This window comes from Bacteroides luhongzhouii (genome assembly GCF_009193295.2).
Lineage (GTDB): Bacteria > Bacteroidota > Bacteroidia > Bacteroidales > Bacteroidaceae > Bacteroides > Bacteroides luhongzhouii.
On the sequence record NZ_CP059973.1, the window covers coordinates 4,655,610 to 4,675,365 of the forward strand.

9 protein-coding genes are annotated in these 19,756 nt (G+C 39.0%); 1 reads left to right on the forward strand and 8 read right to left on the reverse strand.

Translation table 11 applies throughout. The annotated features are described in order from the left end of the window. The first annotated feature begins 27 nt into the window (after positions 1–27). Entirely contained in the window at positions 28–675 is a 648-nt protein-coding gene (locus GD631_RS17595; RefSeq protein ID WP_143259822.1) for a GNAT family N-acetyltransferase, read from the forward strand. A 2-nt stretch (positions 676–677) separates the two neighbouring features. On the opposite strand, the gene bglX is transcribed toward GD631_RS17595, so the two are convergent. The 8 genes from bglX to GD631_RS17635 form a co-directional block, all read right to left on the reverse strand. Beyond that, on the reverse strand, positions 678–2,951 hold the full coding sequence (bglX, locus tag GD631_RS17600) for a beta-glucosidase BglX (RefSeq protein WP_143259824.1): 2,274 nt from the start codon (positions 2,949–2,951) through the stop codon (positions 678–680). A gap of 44 nt (positions 2,952–2,995) precedes the next feature. Continuing rightward, positions 2,996–4,522 (reverse strand): cellulase family glycosylhydrolase, encoded by a 1,527-nt coding sequence (locus GD631_RS17605; protein ID WP_143259826.1) that lies wholly within the window; start codon positions 4,520–4,522, stop codon positions 2,996–2,998. After that, positions 4,519–6,366 carry a sialate O-acetylesterase gene (locus tag GD631_RS17610; RefSeq protein ID WP_143259828.1) on the reverse strand — a complete coding sequence of 616 codons (1,848 nt, stop codon included), beginning with the start codon at positions 6,364–6,366 and terminating at the stop codon, positions 4,519–4,521. Before GD631_RS17610 ends, GD631_RS17605 begins: the two co-directional genes overlap by 4 nt. Positions 6,367–6,374: 8 nt before the next feature. Continuing rightward, positions 6,375–8,198, reverse strand: coding sequence for a cellulase family glycosylhydrolase (locus tag GD631_RS17615; RefSeq protein WP_143259830.1), 1,824 nt, complete (start codon positions 8,196–8,198; stop codon positions 6,375–6,377). 12 nt (positions 8,199–8,210) lie between these two features. Next, the gene (locus GD631_RS17620; protein WP_143259832.1) at positions 8,211–9,833 is read right to left on the reverse strand and encodes a SusD/RagB family nutrient-binding outer membrane lipoprotein; all 1,623 of its coding nucleotides are present in this window, start codon (positions 9,831–9,833) and stop codon (positions 8,211–8,213) included. Between the two features lie 11 nt (positions 9,834–9,844). Further along, on the reverse strand, positions 9,845–13,057 hold the full coding sequence (locus GD631_RS17625; RefSeq protein ID WP_143259834.1) for a SusC/RagA family TonB-linked outer membrane protein: 3,213 nt from the start codon (positions 13,055–13,057) through the stop codon (positions 9,845–9,847). A 32-nt stretch (positions 13,058–13,089) separates the two neighbouring features. Further along, positions 13,090–14,907 (reverse strand): glycoside hydrolase family 2 protein, encoded by a 1,818-nt coding sequence (locus GD631_RS17630; protein ID WP_143259836.1) that lies wholly within the window; start codon positions 14,905–14,907, stop codon positions 13,090–13,092. Positions 14,908–15,086: 179 nt separating this feature from the next. Next, complete coding sequence (locus GD631_RS17635) at positions 15,087–19,046, reverse strand: hybrid sensor histidine kinase/response regulator transcription factor (RefSeq protein WP_143259838.1); 3,960 nt, start codon at positions 19,044–19,046, stop codon at positions 15,087–15,089. Between the last annotated feature and the right edge of the window lie 710 nt (positions 19,047–19,756).

Genomic DNA, 19,756 nt, shown 5'->3' on the forward strand with positions numbered 1-19,756 from the left:
TTTGTGCAACTATATATTTGAAATAAGATGGATATAAAACTTAGAATTGAGCAACCTTCGGATCATAATGAAACCGAAAATGTCACACGGGAAGCCTTCTGGAATCATTTTTCTCCGGGGTGTGACGAACATTATCTCCTTCATATCATGCGTAACCATCCCAAGTTTGTACCGGAACTCGATATTGTTGCAGAACTTAATGGCAAGATTGTCGGCAATGTGGTCTGCCTTAAATCATTTATCATGGCGGATGACGGTAACCAATATGAAGTATTGAGTCTGGGGCCCATTTCTGTTCTTCCCGAATATCAACAGAAAGGTATTGGAGGAAAAATGATTGCGCTGACCCAAAAACGAGCTTTCGATATGGGATTTCGTGCCATTTTACTTTGCGGTGATCCGGATTATTACCTCCGGCAAGGATTCATTCCTGCTGAAACATTAGGGATTCGCACCGAAGATAATATGTATGCCACAGCTCTTCATGTTTGTGAACTGTATGATGATGCTTTAGCCAACGCTAAAGGACGCTATATAGAAGATGAAATATATCAGGTCGATAAATCAGCGGCTAATGAGTTCGACAAACAATTTCCTCCAAAAGAAATTGAGGTTGGCACTCCGTCACAAAAAAGATTTGATTTGCTGGTAGTAATGAGAAGAAAAGCGATTTAAGGTCATTCAACCTTAAATCGCTTGGTTTGTACATCACAGGAGTTCGGTCCTACCATGACATCAAATTCTCCTGGCTCGTAGATATATTCCAAACCGGAATTATAGAATCTCAGATCATTTTCCGTGATAACAAACTTAATGTCACGACTTTCGCCACTCTTCAGGAAAATACGTTCAAAACCTTTCAGCTCCTTCACCGGACGGGCAATCTCTGCATAAATATCACGAAGATATAACTGCACAATCTCGTAACTGTCATAGTCTCCTTTATTGGTGACAGTCACAGAAACCGTTAACTCACCGTTTTTAGGTAAAGTTTCCGAACTAATCTGAAAATCACTATAAACAAAGTCTGTATAACTCAAACCATATCCGAATGGATACAGAGGCCCATTACTCTCATCCAGATAATTACTGGCATAACGATTGAATATACGATTGTCAGGATCAGGACGACCAGTATTCAGATGATTGTAAAATAATGGCAACTGTCCTACCGAACGCGGGAAGGTAGTTGTCAGTTTACCACTTGGAGATACTCTACCGAACAATACGTCAGCAACTGCATCTCCCGTTTCACTACCACCAAACCAGACATTCAAGATAGAATGTACATTTGTAGCCTCCCAGTTCAAAACCAAAGGACGACCCGTGAACAAAAGAAGTATGACAGGTTTGCCCGTCTTTACCAAAGCTTTTAATAAGTCTTGTTGAGCATCAGGTATCTCCAGACTGGTACGTGAAACCGATTCACCACTCATTTCCGCACACTCACCCAAAGCAGCTACAATCACATCAGCACGGGCAGCTATACGTAAAGCCTCATCCAATAACTGCCGGTTGTCTCCACGTTCAAGCGGCCGAATACCCATAGCCGCCTTTTCCGTTTCTGCATCATAATATATGTTACTGCCTTTCGCGTACAGTATTTCAGCCTTATCACCCACTGCCGAACGGATTCCTTCCAATAATGTTCCGTGCCGGGAAGGAGTACATGTCATACTCCACATTCCACACATATTATTACGCGCATCTGCCATCGGACCAATCAGGGCAATCTTTCCTTTTATGTCCAAAGGAAGTAAACGATGATCGTTCTTCAACAAAACAAAAGTTTCAGTTGCAATCGTACGGGCGGAAGAACGATGTTCGGCCGTATAAAGTTTTTCCCGGGTACGCAGAGTATCACAATATTTATACGGATCAGAGAATAATCCCAATTTATATTTGGCTTCCAGAACACGACGGCAGGCCGCATTTATCTGTTCTTCTGTTACTTTTCCTTCTTTCAGAGATTCCTCCAGTGTGTTCAGAAAACCACAGGAAACCATATCCATATCTGTCCCTGCCTGCAAAGCACGTATGGAAGCTTCTTTCAGAGGGGCGACACCGTGAGAAGACATTTCGGCTATCGAATTATAATCTGTTACCAATAGTCCCCCGAAGCCCCATTCATCCCGAAGCAGATCAGTCAGTAACCATTTATTGGCGGTAGCAGGAATACCATCGACGATATTAAAAGAACTCATGACACTGCCTACACCGGCATTAACGGCAGCTTTATAAGGAGCCAGAAATTCGTTATACATACGCAGGCGGCTCATATCCACCACATTATAATCACGTCCTGATTCAGACGCTCCATAAAGTGCAAAATGTTTCACACAGGCAAGTATTTCATCGTTGCCCTGCATATTGTTTCCCTGATAACCACGCACATACGCTTTAGCCATTAAAGAACCCAGATAAGGATCTTCTCCGCTCCCTTCTGCGATACGTCCCCAACGGGCGTCACGACAAATATCGACCATCGGGCTGAATGTCCAGTTAATACCGTCTGCGCTGGCTTCAATGGCAGAAATGCGTGCCATACGTTCGACGACCAGAGTGTCCCAACTGCAAGAAAGTGCCAATGGGATCGGAAAAATAGTTTCGTAACCGTGGATAACGTCTGCACCTACAAGTAGAGGTATTTTCAACCGGCTTTCTTCTACCGCAAGGTGTTGCAGGGCATTAATTTTCTGAATACCCTTGACATTGAAGAAGCCGCCGATTTCCTGTTTACGAATCATATCGCTAAGTTCACCATTCATCACCGAACCTGTCACAAGATCACCACCCGAAGGCAGGTTTAATTGCCCGAGTTTCTCACGGAGAGTCATCCGGTCCATTAAGTCAGTAATGAAACAGTCCATTTCATTCTCGTGATGATTTTGGGATAACAGAGTCGGTATTAATAATATATTATATATAACTAAAAGACAATATCTTTTCATTCTTCTCATCATTAACATGAACACTTAAATTAATTACCTTACTTCTAATCAGTGACTTCTTTAAACAGTTCAAATTTATCCAAAATAGGTCCTCCATTCGTTCCCGGAGTAACACACAAGACACTCTGTCCTTTGGGTAAATTGATATAGATTTCTGTTTCTTCAAATTTATCATACCAACCACCTGTATTCGGACAACGGATTACCTGACGTGAATTCCCTATTTGCAAATTAAGACCCACATCTTCTCCACTTGTATAGCGTATCTTAAATAAGCACTCACCAGCATTTTCAGTAACGACATTAAAGGTCAAACTACAATTACCAAAGAAATCCTTCACCACCTCACCGTTTGAAGCATAAGGGTTGGCTATAATAGAAAGAGAGCTTCCAGTCATTTCGCATTTCTCTGCCTCAATCAAACTTTTTTGTTCCCAATCCCTAATATCCTTACCTTGCAGAATAGCGAGAAGAACACCATCTTTTATGGCTTTATCCGTGTTACAGAAACCAAAAATAGATTTGTAATCCCAGCATGCATAAGCAACTTTCTTTTTCTGAAATATTGAGATTAAATCTCTGTACCAGTTATAACGTGAAGCATGGTTTCCAAACGGTAGACAGCCGAATTCTCCACAATATAATCTTACCCCATTCTCTTTAGCCACTTTTAATGCCTGTTCTATTTCATGGGCAATGGTCCTTTTACTATACATTCTTTTATAAGGAGCAACAATCTTTTTCTCTTCATCAGACAATTTCTCAAAATCCTTTTCATTAATTAAATCACCCGGATATGTCAATGTCACATCAAGTTTGGCAAAGTCTGTCCACGACGCACGATAATGGGTCAATAGATAAGGTTCATAACAATGGAATGTTAACATGATATTACGATCACCTTTAGGTATCTGCAAATCTTTTATCGTATTAACACTATTATAAGAATTAGATCCTAATATAAGCATACGCTTGGGTGCTACTTCCCGTAGCTCCTTTATCAGGCGCTTTGCCAATTCATTCCAAACCCCATTTTCCGGAGCTACCGGCTCATTCAATAGTTCATATGCCAGTAAATTCTCCGGATACTTTTCCAATTCCCTATTTATAAGCTTCCACAAATGAATAAACTTGTCCTGTTCAATGGGGTCTGCCCATAGAGGTCTCTCATTGTTACCAAAATGATGAGAACGAAGAATATGAAAATCAACAATTATCCGCATTTGAAACTCACGGCACCAACTAATTGCCTGATGCATCAATCCCATCGTTTCTGCATCTACATCCCCTGAAGGAGTGAATAACTGTTCTTCATCAACCGGCAAACGTAAATGGTCAAATCCCATCTTTTTAAGAAAAGCGACTTCGTCCTTGCCAAACTTACTTTTCCGCAACTCACCCCTATCTTTACTTTGAGAAAGCCAGTGGCTAATATTCACTCCCCTCGTAATTTCGAAATTTGACTGTAGACTTTCCATCCGGACATTTCCCCATATTGTATGGTTAGTCCACATCACCGCAACTATAATCAATAATACTGTAACTCTCATTCGAACAATCTGATTCATCATTTTCTTTCCATCTTTACAACATTAACTTTATCCAAGTTGGGACCTCCATTGATTCCCGGAGTTATCACGATAGTATTTTCCCCTTTTAATAGTGTTACTGCCATTCCTGCAAATTGTAACTTATTCCACCAACTACCGGATGCAGGACAATTCAGATTCTGTTGTACTCCTCCATTTACTTGAATCCGGACGGCAGCATCCACCTCATTCATATAATATACACTCAATTCATATAAGCCTTCCTCTTCTACTGCTAAACTCAAGTTCAAACGTGCATCTCCGTAAAAATTAGTAAGAAGGCGCTCGCCTGAAGCATATGGATTATCGCTCAAAGCCACTGATGTGCCACTTGAAGTTCCACTTTCAGCCTCAACCATATAAGTCCCTCCAATATTGCTCTCACCCCTAAAAGGAATCAAAGGTAACCCCGCCTTGTTTCGCATATATCCCAACATAAAATTATGGAAACAATAACGGATATGCTTAGGAACAGCAACCTTATCTGAAGAAACAGTGACTACATCACCATCCCCAAATGATATATCCGATGCCGGATAAAAAACATAACATCCATCGACCAGTGTTTTTCCATCTGACAGCTCGAAATTTTGAAGCACACTATTCTTATCAATGTCCATCCAGCCACCACCCACATTTTTAAAAGTTAGTAAAACTCTACCATCCTCCATACACATTCCCTCAAAAGAAGGACTGGTAGAGATTATTTCACCATGCTCGTAAGTTTGGCTCAAAGCCAAATGTGCCAGACGCATACCTACTCCTTTTTTATTTGCCGGATGTATCTGATTCTTCTCTGATAATGCAACCAAATCATTTGTGCAAACCATACCAGCCGGCATAATCTCTTTCTGAACTTCACATTGGACCTCACGCAAAAGAGCAGAAACAATTCCTGTGGCTCCATTATCTTCTGGCAAAGCATACGGTGCAATCTCGGCATAATAAAAAGGCATATTTTCACCCGTCCCCAAAGAGCCTTCCCACAATGAACGCCACGATTTTACCAACTCTTTCATATTCTTCCGATATTCATACCATTTCCAGACATTCGATTCTCCCTGATACCACAGAAATCCTTTAGCTGCATACTTATGGCATGGATAAAGCATACCATTATATTTATCTCCACCGGGTAGCCATGATTCTATATCAGAACCACCCCAAGCAGCAACTACCAGTCCAACAGGAACATTCAACTTCTCCTGTAGCTCCAACGCAAAATAATAAGCAACAGCACTAAATCTTTTTACTTGTCCAGAAGAAGCAACCAGCCAGTCTCCTTCCAATTCATTTTGGGACACAGTTGCACTGTTGCGTTCAACCGTCAACATACGAATATCCGAATGTTTATCAGCATTTGTCACAGCCTCTTCCATATTATCTACAGGACATCCCTCCCAGCCTCCTAAAGGCATCTCCATATTCGACTGTCCGGAACATATCCAAACTTCCCCGATCAATATATTCCGTACGATTAATGGGGCGGAAGCGCCATCATCAAACGAAAGCGTCTGCGTTTCAGGACCACCGGCAGGCGTCATAATAGACGCCTGCCATTGTCCTGTACCATCAACATTCACTACTATATCCTGCTTTATCCAAGAAGCTGATATTGTAACTGTACATTTAGGTGTAGCTTCTCCCCACAAAATTACTTTTGAGTTTTGCTGCAATACCATGTTATCACTAATCAAATGAGGCAACTTTATTGAAGTAGGAGCCTTACTCACAGGAATATCATCATTAACAGATGTCTCCGAATCTCCACACCCATAAGCGAAGCCAGCCATCCATAGAAAAAACAGAAATATATATTTTGCCATATACCTACTTACTTCTTTATTTTACAAACCTCAAATTTATCAAGGATAGGACTTCCCATTGGTTCCGGAGTGAAAGATATTGTGTTTTTACCAGCCGAAAGATTTACAACAGTCTTTGTATCTGTAAATTCACTCCACCAACCTCCGGAGTTCGGACAAGGTATCATTTGCTTCACTCCGTCATTCACTTGAGAGTAAATCCACACGTCAGTACCACAAACGTAACGAATCTTCAAATAATAAACTCCCTCCTCTTCAACAGTCACATCAAATTTCAAATTAGAATCTCCCCAAAAATGATTCACATGTTTTCCTCCTGAAGCCGCAGCATTGTCTTCTATAATCATAGTGCCTCCGCCTTTTTCACAATCCTCTGCCTCAACAGCATAAATGGTAGTCAGTTCCGCTCCTTCTCTCCCTAACAATATATCGACTAAAGTGGCATCCTTCAATCCTCCGTCAGGAGTACAGAAACCAAAGAGCGCATTGTATTCCCATGCACCATAAGAAATCTCGGTCTCATTAAAAATAGAAACTAAATCACGATACCACGCATAACGTGAAGTCAGATTAGAATAAGGCAGGCAACCAAATTCACCACAATACAATTTCACTCCTTTTGACCGAGCTGCCGTAACAGCCACATTGATGTTATTCAAAATAGATTCACGGGTATATTCCTGTTTATAGGGACGCACAATCTCCTGTTGATCCGCAGGAAGATTATTGAAATCTTCATCTCTGACCAAAAGTCCCGGATAATTCAATGGTAAATTAAGATTGGCAAAATCTGTCCAACTAGCATGATAGTGAGTCAACAAGTAAGGCTCATAATAATGGAAAGTCAACATTATATTTTTATCTTCACTTGGTATCTGCAAATCACTTATTGTAGACACGCTATTCCATAAGTTAGAACCAATTATCAACATTCTTGCCGGGGCAACTTCACGCAATTCTGTTATCAGGCGATTCACTAACGTATTCCAAATATCACTGCTGGGAGCTACAGGTTCATTCAGTAACTCATACGCTAACATATCATCAGGATATTGTTGAAGCTTGTCATGAATTGTTTTCCACATCCGTACAAACTTATCCTGCTCTTCTTTACTAGTCCATAGAGGTTTATTATCCGCTTCATAATTATGGGACCGCAGTATATGAAAATCAAAAATCAATCTCATATCATACAATTGGCACCAATCTGCAGTTTTATATATCAGATTCAAAGTTTCTTCATCGACTTCACCTGATTCCGTAAACAACTGCTCTTCATCCACCGGTAACCGCAAATGGTCAAATCCCTGCTGACTTAAAAAGATAGCATCAGTTTCCTTAAACTTATTCTTCCTTTCTTCTCCTCTTGCACTACTTTGTGAGAGCCAATTACCGATATTCACTCCTTTGTGAATTTCAAAACCAGAAAACTCTCCGCCAATACCCGTTGAGTACACATTAAGGTTCACTTCCCGAGTGGTTTCATAGCTGGCAGTACTTACAACCAACTTCAAACGATAAATTCCCGGAGTCTCATTGCTGTATTTAAATTCATCTCCAGTTCCCTCTTGTACTCCATCCACATACCATACAGCTTCTGCATATTCAAAAGGAGTATAAATAGCCTTTATCGTAATTGTCTCCCCCTGCTTTACATTGAGTTTTCCCAATTCCCCATTTTCACCTTTCATTGGTAATGTAGGACTTGTTGCAATGATGCGAGGATAATTATCTGCCGAAATAGATTCTTCTGCCGCATCATCATTGCACGCGGCTATTAGTACATAAAAACTAATAAAAAAAATTGATTTTATAATATTCCATGTTTTCATAATCATAGTATTTTATTCTTTGTCCCACCAAATTCTACAATTCCAGTTATCTTCTCCTCCCATTCTTCCGACTGCTTCATAATATCCGGTCGGATTATAAGTCTGCTCAAATAACGGGTACTTCAATCTTCTGGGAATAGTACGGGAGTCTTTGACTGCCGCGCCATATTCTGTTGAAGGTTTCAATACAGGATATCCCGAACGTCTCCAGTTAGAATAAGCTTCTGACGGATTAATCAAATGTAAAATCCATAATTGCTCATTGATAAATTGTAATTGTCCATCTTTATCTGATGGTAGCGGATTCCGGGACAGATAACTGGCCATTTCCGTATTGGAGACTTCTTCTCCCAGATCAAATTTTTTCAGTAATCCCATGGCTGCCTTTACTCCATTTGAATAATGCACCTCTACTGTTTTACTGTCATTTATGGCCGGCCAGCGAAGTTTTGCTTCTGCCAGTAAAAGTTCTGTCTCTGCATAGCTCATAAAGATGGCAGGAGAATCTCCCTTTATAAATCCCTTGTTCAGTTGTGGACGACATTCCTTTCCGTAATACGTATCTCCATCCATAAACCCAGCAGGCCAATTATCCCACCAATAGAATCCTGGTTTTACTGCTTCTATTGATTCCAGTTGCTTCGGGGCCTTCTCTATAATAAAATCCGTCAAATCTGTTCTTAAAAATGGATCTGTTGAATCTTCCGCATAACATCTTCCTAAAATCAACAGACGGGGATCATTGGTCGTTTTTAACTTATCCCACATCGTAGTACAGAAATAACACATAGGAGCATTCTCCCGGCTACGCCACAACTGCGCCAAGCCATTACGTCTGAACTCCGTTTCGTCCCAATCCAATAAATCCATATAATGAATTAATGCATCATCTCCAGCCCCCAAAAGCCCCGATTCAATATTACAAATAGCAGTCACCCATTCTTCCGCGAGCTCCGGAGCTACTTTAACCAATCTCATTGCAATACGAAGGTTTAAAGTATTGGCAAACTTTCTCCACTTCTTTAGATCACCACTATAAATTATATCACCGGTCAGTTTATCAGCATTTTCATCCAGTTGCTCCTCCGCTTCCAGAAGTTCTTTATGCATGTCTTTATAAATCAATTCCTGCTCATCAAACTTTGGGGTAACATTTCCTGTTATATACCCCTGCTCTGCCTCAAAATATGGAATATCACCATACATATCAGTCAGGATAAGAAAAAAGTAGCATTTCAGAATCCGGGCCACCGCATTTATATTTTTCTGTTCAACATCCGCCTCCGTTCTCCAAAGAATATCCGCCAGATTTTTCAGATGACAAGTATAAATACGCTCCCATGGTTGTTGAAACTGTGCATCATCAATCAGGTATTCGCCACCAAAATGCGTTGCCGACCAGTCACCTTGCAGTTGTTGAACAAAACCTGAATAATAATAGGCAAACGGTTGTTCCATCAGCCAATCACCACCCATACATAATTGTATGTAGGATAACTGTGAGTTCGGATCGATAATCGTAGCCACTACTGGATTTTTATTAAAATCCTCATAGTCTATGCAACTACTAAATCCCATCAAAAGGACACTTAATAGCAAAGAGTGCATCCACTTTATATTCAATATTCTTTTCATAATCGGACAATTTAAAATTTAATATTCACATTCAATCCAAAACTTCTTCTGGAAGGTAACGAACCATATTCCAACCCTATAGCAGAAGTATTATAATTTGAGTCCGGATCAATATTCGGTACATTTTTATAGATAATAAAAGGATTTCGCGCAACAAATGAAACACTTAACGATTCAACATAACGCTCTATCAACTTTTTGGGAAAGGTATATCCGAATGTTAACTCACGCATCTTGACGTAACTATTATCATAGATAAAAGGTGAAGCTGTCTTATCACAGATATATCCCCAATAATCGTATGGAGCAATCGCTTTGGTATTTTTCACCCAAGATACATTGCCTGCGGCATCCACTTGCTTAACAACTCCTTCTGCAACATACCCACCGGTAGATTGCCAATTTCCTTCAACAACTCCAGCTTCCAAACGCTGTTCTTCCGATTTATGCCATTCGTCACGTCCCCTTACAGTATATGCTGCCTTACCTGATTTGGCCAAGCCACGTGCCGTCATGGAATAAATATCTGCTCCTACTTTAATATCAAAAATTGCCGATAAAGTAAATTGCTTATATCTGAAAGTAGTCGTTAGTCCCCCTGTCCAATCCCAGGTTGCTTTCCCTAACTTTTTCATATCACTGGTTATTTCAGGCAAACCGGAATCAGCATTGATAATCACGTCTCCCTGTTCATTTCTCAAGAAATCCTGCCCCATAATCACTCCGTATTCTTCTCCCGGAACAGCCAGTACCTTTACTCCCAGCCAACGGGCAGCTGCCAATTCCAGACTCTCGATTCCTGTTGACAAGGACTTCACTTTATTACTATTCTTCGAGAAGTTAAAATTAAAATCCCAAGAAAAATCTTTCGTTTGAACCGGTGTCGTATTCAATGCAATCTCTACTCCCGAGTTTTCTATTTCCCCTGCATTTATCAGTTTGGTACCATAACCTGATGTTACTGATGTGGCAACATTCATAATCTGATTATTACTGTTTTGTTTATAGTAAGTAAAATCCAATCCGATCCGGTTATTCAGAAACTTTAAATCCACTCCAATCTCAAAAGAATTGGTTTTGGATGGTTTCAGGTCTTTATTAGGAATAGTACCCGTACTAATATATCCCGTAGAATAATTACCAAAGGTTTTGTCCGTCATAATGTAGTTCAAATCCAACATGAAAGGGTCTGCATCACTACCGACTTGTGCCCAGGAAGCTCTTAATTTACCAAATGAGAAAATCGGATTCGGCTTAATCAATTCTGAAAACAAGAAGCTTCCACCAACTGAAGGATAAAAATAAACGTTATTGTTTACCGGCAGTGTGGACGACTGGTCCCGTCTTAACGTCACATCTGCATACAGTAAATCTTTCCAAGAAAGGTTTACCATTCCAAATAACGAATTAATCTCTTTACGCCAACTACCTTCCGTAATCTCTTTTTGCAGGAAACTTTGCAGAGCCACTGTCTCATGCATTGACATATTTTTAGCTGTTATGGTATGGGACTTATTATCTACGTGATACACATTCCCTCCTAATGTAATTCCATAATTGAAGCGTTTGAAGCTATTTTGATAATTAGCAATAAACTCTACATTATAAGACTTATTTTCAAAAGTTCTTTTTTGTAATTGTCCCAATAAAGTACTAGGGGTAGAATATGGAATATAATCCATAAATGAGAAGTTCACGTTTTCACCACCACCGGTCAATTTGAAATACAGATTCTTATTTACACTATATTTAAATGAAGCGACCGCAAAATACTGGTCTTTCTGTGTCGTATTCTTCATTGCATATTGCACCCAATAGGGGTTGATATTCCAGACATCTCCTCGATTCCAGTCGTAGTAGGTTCCATCCGAATGTATATAATTATCCTTCAACCATACCTGATCAAAGTTTCCTGCCAGATTCATCAGATTGTTAGCTACATTCGTTCTCGAGTCTGCCAATGCCGGACGGTTCTTTACATATTCATTTACGTAATTGACTTTGAAATCAACTTCCAGTTTCTCTGCAAGCTTAAAGAATGTTCTTAAATCAATCGTATTCCTGCTTATCTTGGCATTAGGCATAATATCCTTATTAGTCAGATTCGTATATGACAATCTTATACTGTTGTTCTCTTTGGCAGAACTTAGAATCAAAGAATTTGTGGCTGTAACACCTGTGTTAAAGAATCCCTTTATATTGTCTTTCCTGTATATAAAAGGACGAGTCACTCCATCAAAATACTTAAAAGCAATTCCTTCATCGTATCTGGGTCCCCAACTGGCACAAGCCGATTTTGCATCATCATCATTCAGATTTATTCTTCCATCCCATCCCTGACCGAATTCTGTCTGAACATCATCATATTCTGTAAGTTGCTTTTCAAAAGTAACGGTTGAGTTTACCTCCACTCCTATCGTCCTGCGATTCTGATTCTTTTGTGCTTTCTTGGTCGTTATAAGAATAACTCCATGCGCAGCACGACTACCGTATAAAGCAGAAGCAGCAGGACCTTTCAACACAGACATGGATTCAATATCATCGGGATTGATGGACGAGATTCCATCTCCCAAATCATATCCTCCATAAGCACCGGCCGAACCGAAATTAGAATTATCCAACGGTACGCCATCTACTACATAAAGAGGTTGGTTGCTACCAGTTAAAGAAGTATTACCTCTAATAATTACTCTCGTACTTCCGGCTGGGCCACCAGCTGTTTGAGAAATGACCAGTCCCGGAATCTTACCAGCCAATGCATTTATAACATTGGTCTCTTTCGCTTTTTCAAGTTCTTTTCCTTTCACGTCACTGACAGCATATCCCAAAGCTTTCCTGTCACGTTTAATACCCAAAGCAGTCACTACCACTTCATCAAGTCCGGCAGTTTCCTCTTTCAATACAATATCATAGGTACGCTGTGAATTGATTTTCAGTTCTTGTTCTCTATAGCCGATATAACTTATAATGAGAACACCACCGGGAGGCAGCACTATCTCAAAATTACCATTAACATCGGTTACCGTACCATGTGTCGCGTTCTTAATTTTCACAGTCGCCCCTATCAGTGCCTCTCCTTTCTCATCAGAGACTTTTCCTTTAATCTTCCAATATTGCTGTTGCTGGGAACTCCCCGTGTTTTCCAGCGTAGTATTTGCATAACTTCCTTCAGACCAAAGAAAAGCCAGCAAGACACAAGCCATTAAAAATCTTAATTTTTTCATATTGTATTAAATTTATAAGAGTTATTCTATTACTAACGCAATGCATTACATATCTTCTCATTTATTTTTCGTAAGCGTTCTTCATCAAGCTTTATAACCTTACGGTCATAAGTCAGTAAACCATTTATTTCAATCTCAACATCAGAGGTTTGTGTATAAACAGCAGCGGAAAAACCTCTCGGAATAAGTTTATACAGCATATCCGCATATTTCTGATATTCGTCAGTAGCCTCTTGAGAAGAATTGAATTGTACGTATCCCCAATTCTTATCCGGTTCCCACAGATGTTCTTTACAGATCATACCAATTCCACCGAACTCTCCTAAAACATTTGCTCTTTGAGCATCATAAAGATACATTTCAGGAGCCGGATAATTATGTAAGTCAAGCATATCCCCACATGTATAATGATTGCCGCCACTTGCCGGATTCACTAAACGAGACGGATCATATTGTTTGGTCCAAGCTGCAATCTCCGGTGTTTTAAATTGTCCCCAAGCCTCATTAAATGGAATCCAGACACCAATACAAGGATAAGAATATAAGTAATCAATGACTTCTTTCCATTCCTTACGATAAATCGCTTCCGATTCTGGAGAACGTTTAAAATCAATACCATCAAAATAACTCCGGTTTTGCCATTCATAATTACGATCACCACTTGGCATATCCTGCCACACAATAATCCCTAGCTGGTCGCAATGTGTATACCATCGGGCCGGTTCCACTTTGATGTGTTTACGAATCATGTTAAAGCCAAAGTCTTTTGTCTTTTGAACATCATAACGCAAAGCCGCGTCACTGGGAGCTGTATAGAGGCCGTCAGGCCACCATCCCTGATCCAAAGGGCCAAATTGAAACAAGTCCTGATTATTTAGTTGCAACCGCACTATGCCATCCTTATCCCGTCGGGTTGAATATTTCCGCATGGCGACATAACCATTCACCTTGTCCATCGTTTTACCATTGCTTTCCAAAGTCACCTCTGTCTTATAAAGAAAAGGAGATTGAGGAGACCATAGTTTGACATTTTCAGGCATTGCCAGTTCAATAACCTGTTTATTTACAGCTACTCCTTCAGCAACCAGCTGTTCACTATCAAATACTTTCACTCTTACCCGGCCGGTAAAGTACTCACTGGTAGTAACCGCCACATTGATTCGACGTAAATCAATATCAGGCGTCGTACGCACGTTTGTGATATGGCAAATAGGTACAGGCTCCAGCCAAACAGTCTGCCAAATACCTGTAACAGGAGTATACCAAACACCTTCGGGACGTTCCACTTGCTTTCCTCGTGGTTGTACTCCTTTATCTGTCGGATCCCAAACACGAACAGTCAGCTTATTTCCTCCTTTTTTTAAGGCGGAAGATATATTAAATGAAAAAGGTGTATACCCACCTGTATGTTCTCCTACTTTAATATCATTCACCCATACATCGGTTTTCCAGTCCACAGCTCCGAAATGAAGAAGAACATTCATTCCATTCCACTTCTCGGGTACATTAAATATACGGTTATACCATACTTCCTTTTCACCTCCCACTCTTTTTCCCACTCCGGACAGTGAAGATTCAACAGCAAAAGGGACTAATATCTTACCATCATACACAACGGGGGCTTCCATACCTTTAGGAACAATGGCATAATCCCAACAACCGTTCAGGTTCATCCATTGGGGACGCTCCATTATGGGCCGCGGATACTCCGGTAATACATTATTCGGGTCTATCTGCTCCCCCCATCGAGTCTTTATTTTGTCACCTGCCGGCGACCATTGCGCAAATGCTGCAACATTAAAAATCAATATAAATAAGAATAAAAAAATAGGCCGGATGAAGTTCTTCATAAATTGCTTCGTTTAAAGTTAATAATAGATTTGATACTTTGTTTTCACGTATCCAAAAGTAGCCACTACCCTCTAAATTCAGTAGAATTATTGAAGCTATTCATATAACAATCGAATCAAAATCTTCATTTGATTCGATAATTGCCTATGTAGAAAGGATAATTGCAGAGAAAGGTTGTCTACATCTCCACAAAGTCCTTTGGAAGTACCCCAAATTGTTTTTGGAAGCACTTTGCAAAATAAGAAGGAGTACTAAAACCAACCGCATAACAGACTTCATTTATTTTATAAGATTTATCTTTGAGAAGTACAGCTGCTTTCTTGAGACGCTCTACCCGAATATAATCATTGGGAGTCATATCAAGTATGCCTCTAATTTTCCGGTTCAAGCTGGAACGACTCATGTTCAGTAACTGTGCCATATTATCCAGATTAAAATCCGGGTCCTGCAAATTATCATATACTATTTTATTCAATTCTTCCAGAAAAACCCTATCGGCATTCGTTTGTGCCATCGTTGCTGTAAACACAAAAGGAGAATGGCAGAATGCCTGTCTTAGTTTCTCACGATTACAAAGCAGGCTCTCAATTGTAGCTATCAAATATTCTACAGAGAAAGGCTTTTCAATATATGCATCTGCTGCCAGCCTCAATCCCTCTATTTTCGATTCAAGATTTGTTTTGGCAGTCAACAGTAGTACAGGGATATGACTATACGTAAGATCTGTCTTCAATTGATGACACAATTCCATCCCGTCCATCCGTGGCATCATAACATCGCTAATCAATAAATCAATATTTGCATTCTCCAATACTTCAAGAGCTTCAACTCCGTCTTTTGCTTTCAGAACAACATAGGCCGAAGATAATTGTTTAGCTATAAATGCCAGCATATCCTGATTGTCCTCCACTATCAGAATTACAGGAAGATGAGTTCCCTTTTCCAGTTCTTCTGCCATCAGATTTTCAAGATCTGATGTTTTTTCTTCCTCCTCTAATACATTCTTCTGTAATTCCTGTGCTTCCTCTACATGGCTGACTGGAATTTCTAATGCAAAACAATTGGCTCCTTCCATATTTTCAAGACATAAGGTTCCATGATGTAACTCTGCCAAAGAACGTGCCAAAGCAAGACCGAGACCGGTACCGGAAGCATATTTTTCGTTGTTCTGAACCTGAACAAAAGGTTGAAAAATCTCTTCCCGCATATGAATGGGAATAACAGACCCGTCATTGCATACTTTTATTATAAAGCTGCTTGCATTACACTTTACTGTTATAGTTATATAAGTAGTTGCAAATTTCACAGCATTACTCAACAAATTGCTTATAATTTTAATCAACGCTTCGCGATCGACAGCAGCGGAAATCTTTTCCGAAGGCAAATCGATAGAAAGTTTTATATCTTTTTGTCGTGCCAAAGATGTAAAACGGATATAAACTCCATACACTATTTCCTGAATATCACATTCAGATAAAATGAGTGTGAAACTATTATTGGCTGTTTTGCGAAAATCCAACAACTGATTTATAAGATTCAATAAGCGGTCAGAATTTTGCTTCATGATAACCAAATCCTCCCGCACATCATCTGCTAAAGGTTTATCTTTCAAGATACACTCCAAAGGACCTTTGATTAACGTCAACGGAGTCCGTATTTCATGTGCTACATTCGTAAAAAAGTTAATTTTGGCAGAATAAAGTTCGCGTTCTTTCCTTTGCTCAAACTTTTCCATTTGCTGCATATGCTTGCGAGCCATCCGACGCCTGGAATATCGTATAATAGCATAAAAAGCACACAATAATAAAAGAAGATAAACAGCATAAGCCCATCCCGTCAGATAAAACGGCGGACGAATATAAATATGTAATTTTAATGGCACATCATTCCAGACTCCGTCACTGTTCACTCCTTTTGCATAAAGGATATACGGTCCATATGGCAAATTAGAATAACTGACTAATGATCCCCTTGCTTCATACCATTCTTTATCAAATCCTTCCAACTTATATAATAGTTTATTCTGATCTAAAGTAGAATACCCCAGTGTCGCAAAGCGAAATGAGAAGGAATTTTGAGATGCGGTCAGTTCAATGGAGTCTGACACCGTTATACTCTGTTTCAAAGGTGATCCTTTTGTATTTGGTATTACTTCTTTATTGAAAATCATAAAGTCCGTTATCACCAAAGGAGATACATAATCATTATCGATAAAAGTAGACGGATCAAAAGATATAAGCCCTGTAATACAACCAAAATAGATTCTTCCATCCGCCGTTTGATGACTTGAACGGTAATTAAATTGATTGCTCAATAGTCCATCGGCAATGGTAAAGTTTTTAATAACTTTGGTGTCCGGTTGGAAACGAACTAGTCCTTTGTTTGTGGTCAGCCAAAAAACACCACGCTTATCTTCTATAATCTGATGAACAACATCACTTGGTAGTCCGATAGAATTCGAATCATAACATTCGAAAGTTCCGGAATCTGAAACCAATCGACAGAATCCTCCACCTTCAGTAGTAAACCATAATTGATGACGGCTATCTTCAAAGATACTTAGAATTTTATCAGAAGATAAGCTTAGTGAATCATTTTCCTTATGGTAGAAATGAATACACTTTTGCTTCTCTGTTTCTAACTTATACACTCCATTAAAGGTTGCCAACCAAAGGTGTCCTTTTAGGTCTTCATGCAAATCATAAATCAAAGTAGGTGGGACAGATTCAATTCGTGAAAAGCAATCATTCTCATTATGATATTCAAATAGTCCGTCAGCAGTACCCAGATATATTTTACCGGACACTGTGCGTCGAATCACAAAAATATCACTGGAACTCAACCCACAGGAATCTTTTTTCCGGTAAGTTTTCACAGCATTCGTCTGTAGATTGATTCGATTAAGTCCTCCTGAAAATGTACCAATCCACAAAAATCCATTCTCCAGACATAATCCATGAATATTATGATAAATAGAATGATGATGGAACGGTTTCAGCTCCTTTGTCGTAGGATTATAATAAAACAAACCTTTATCCTCTGTACCAATCCACAAATTTCCTTTTTCGTCTTCTACGATTTCCCGAACACGTTCACCCAGTTCTTCCATTCCTTTATGAGGATATATTTTCTCAAAGAATGTATATTGTTTAGGGTAATAGTTTATTCCTCCAAAATAAGATCCAATCCACATTCCTCCTTCTTTATCTTTATATAAAGAATAGACAACATTATCTGATAATGCATAGGAAGTTCCCACCAAACTTTGAATATGGGTTATAGAACCTTTCTTGATGTTATAAGTATAAATACCGGATTCCGTACCGATCCACAACTCATTTTCAGAATAGAGCGCAATTTCCCGCACGTAAACATCATCGCCTTTATCATCTACAGATAGCAACGTACGGACTTGCCGGGTCGCCAAATTGATTTCTTTCAAGCCTTTAGTCAAGCCAACATATAACAGATTCTCTTCTCCTTTAATTATTTTATTGACTACTTCATTCTTAAAGGGTTGGGTACCATCCTGTGCGATAAAAGGATATACAGTGTTGAAATTATCAAGAGTAAAATACAGATTATCGGCATAAAAAGCTCCCCAACAAGTTCCCTGATCGAACAAAAAGTTTTTCATACCGGCCCAGGGTATTTTTAATTGTACCAAATCTTTTTGTTGTGGGTGAAAACAAAAAAATCCATCAGCAGAAGAGATATAAATGCCATCTTTATTCTCATCAATCATATATACAGAACGGGTAATACCTAAACCATCAGCAGTCTTTACATCAAAAAAATATGTATTCTCACATGAAATAGAATAAATATAGACTCCGGCATCGGTACCGATCCAGATCTGTCCGTCCTTATCTTCATAAAGTGCAGTAACACAATTATTACCCAGCATACCATTAGCTTTGCAATATACTTGAAAAGAAGTTCCATCAAAGCGATTCAATCCATCTTTAGTGCCAAACCACATAAAACCAAGATGATCTTGCAGAATAGCATATATACTATTCTGTGATAAACCATCATTAATGTTCCATGAACGGAAATAATATTGATTACTAGTCATTAAATTAGCGAATAGCAATGCAGGACAACTAATTAACACTAATAACAAAAATCTTTTCATAATATTAGATATTTAAAAATAAGCCTCAATCACATAGTGAAATCACTCTGCATATTTAGTCTCTCACCTTGACAAATATACAAAATATTAGTAATTGACAACTATTTCACTATTATTTCCTATTAAATAAATTAGGAGAACTTCTTTCTATTTTACAAAAAGTCACTACTGACACTTTGTAATTCTTAATCTATCAGAAATCGCTTCTTTCCTCCCTTTACGCTGGAGTAAAGTATTTCTGCCAACGTAGAGGCATTTAACAAAGTCACTATTATATAATCAAGCATGATATATACACATTTTGATAGATCAAGAAAACTTTTAAAATCTAAAAAGCATCATCTATACCAATAAAGTTCCCTTTTATTCTTTTCTATTTATCATTATCAAAGACCGAAATAGAAAAATCAATGGAAGGAAAGTAGAAAATACTAACAATATTTACGACATAGCGACACTATCCCAATGGTTTGCTTACTCTATCCATAGCTTTTGGTGACATTATCCGTATCTTTTGCTTACTTTATCCTTATGTTTTTCACAAATATAACGATGCTTTTCCGATAAAAACACGGTGTTTTTGTACAAAACAAGCAAAATTTTCAGCATTTTAAAGGTTTTTGCTTGCTAACAGAGAGAAATAACAAAACATGTGAGATAGCAAAATCCCTGATTACACAAACAATCGTCAGTATAATCAGGGATTCTAA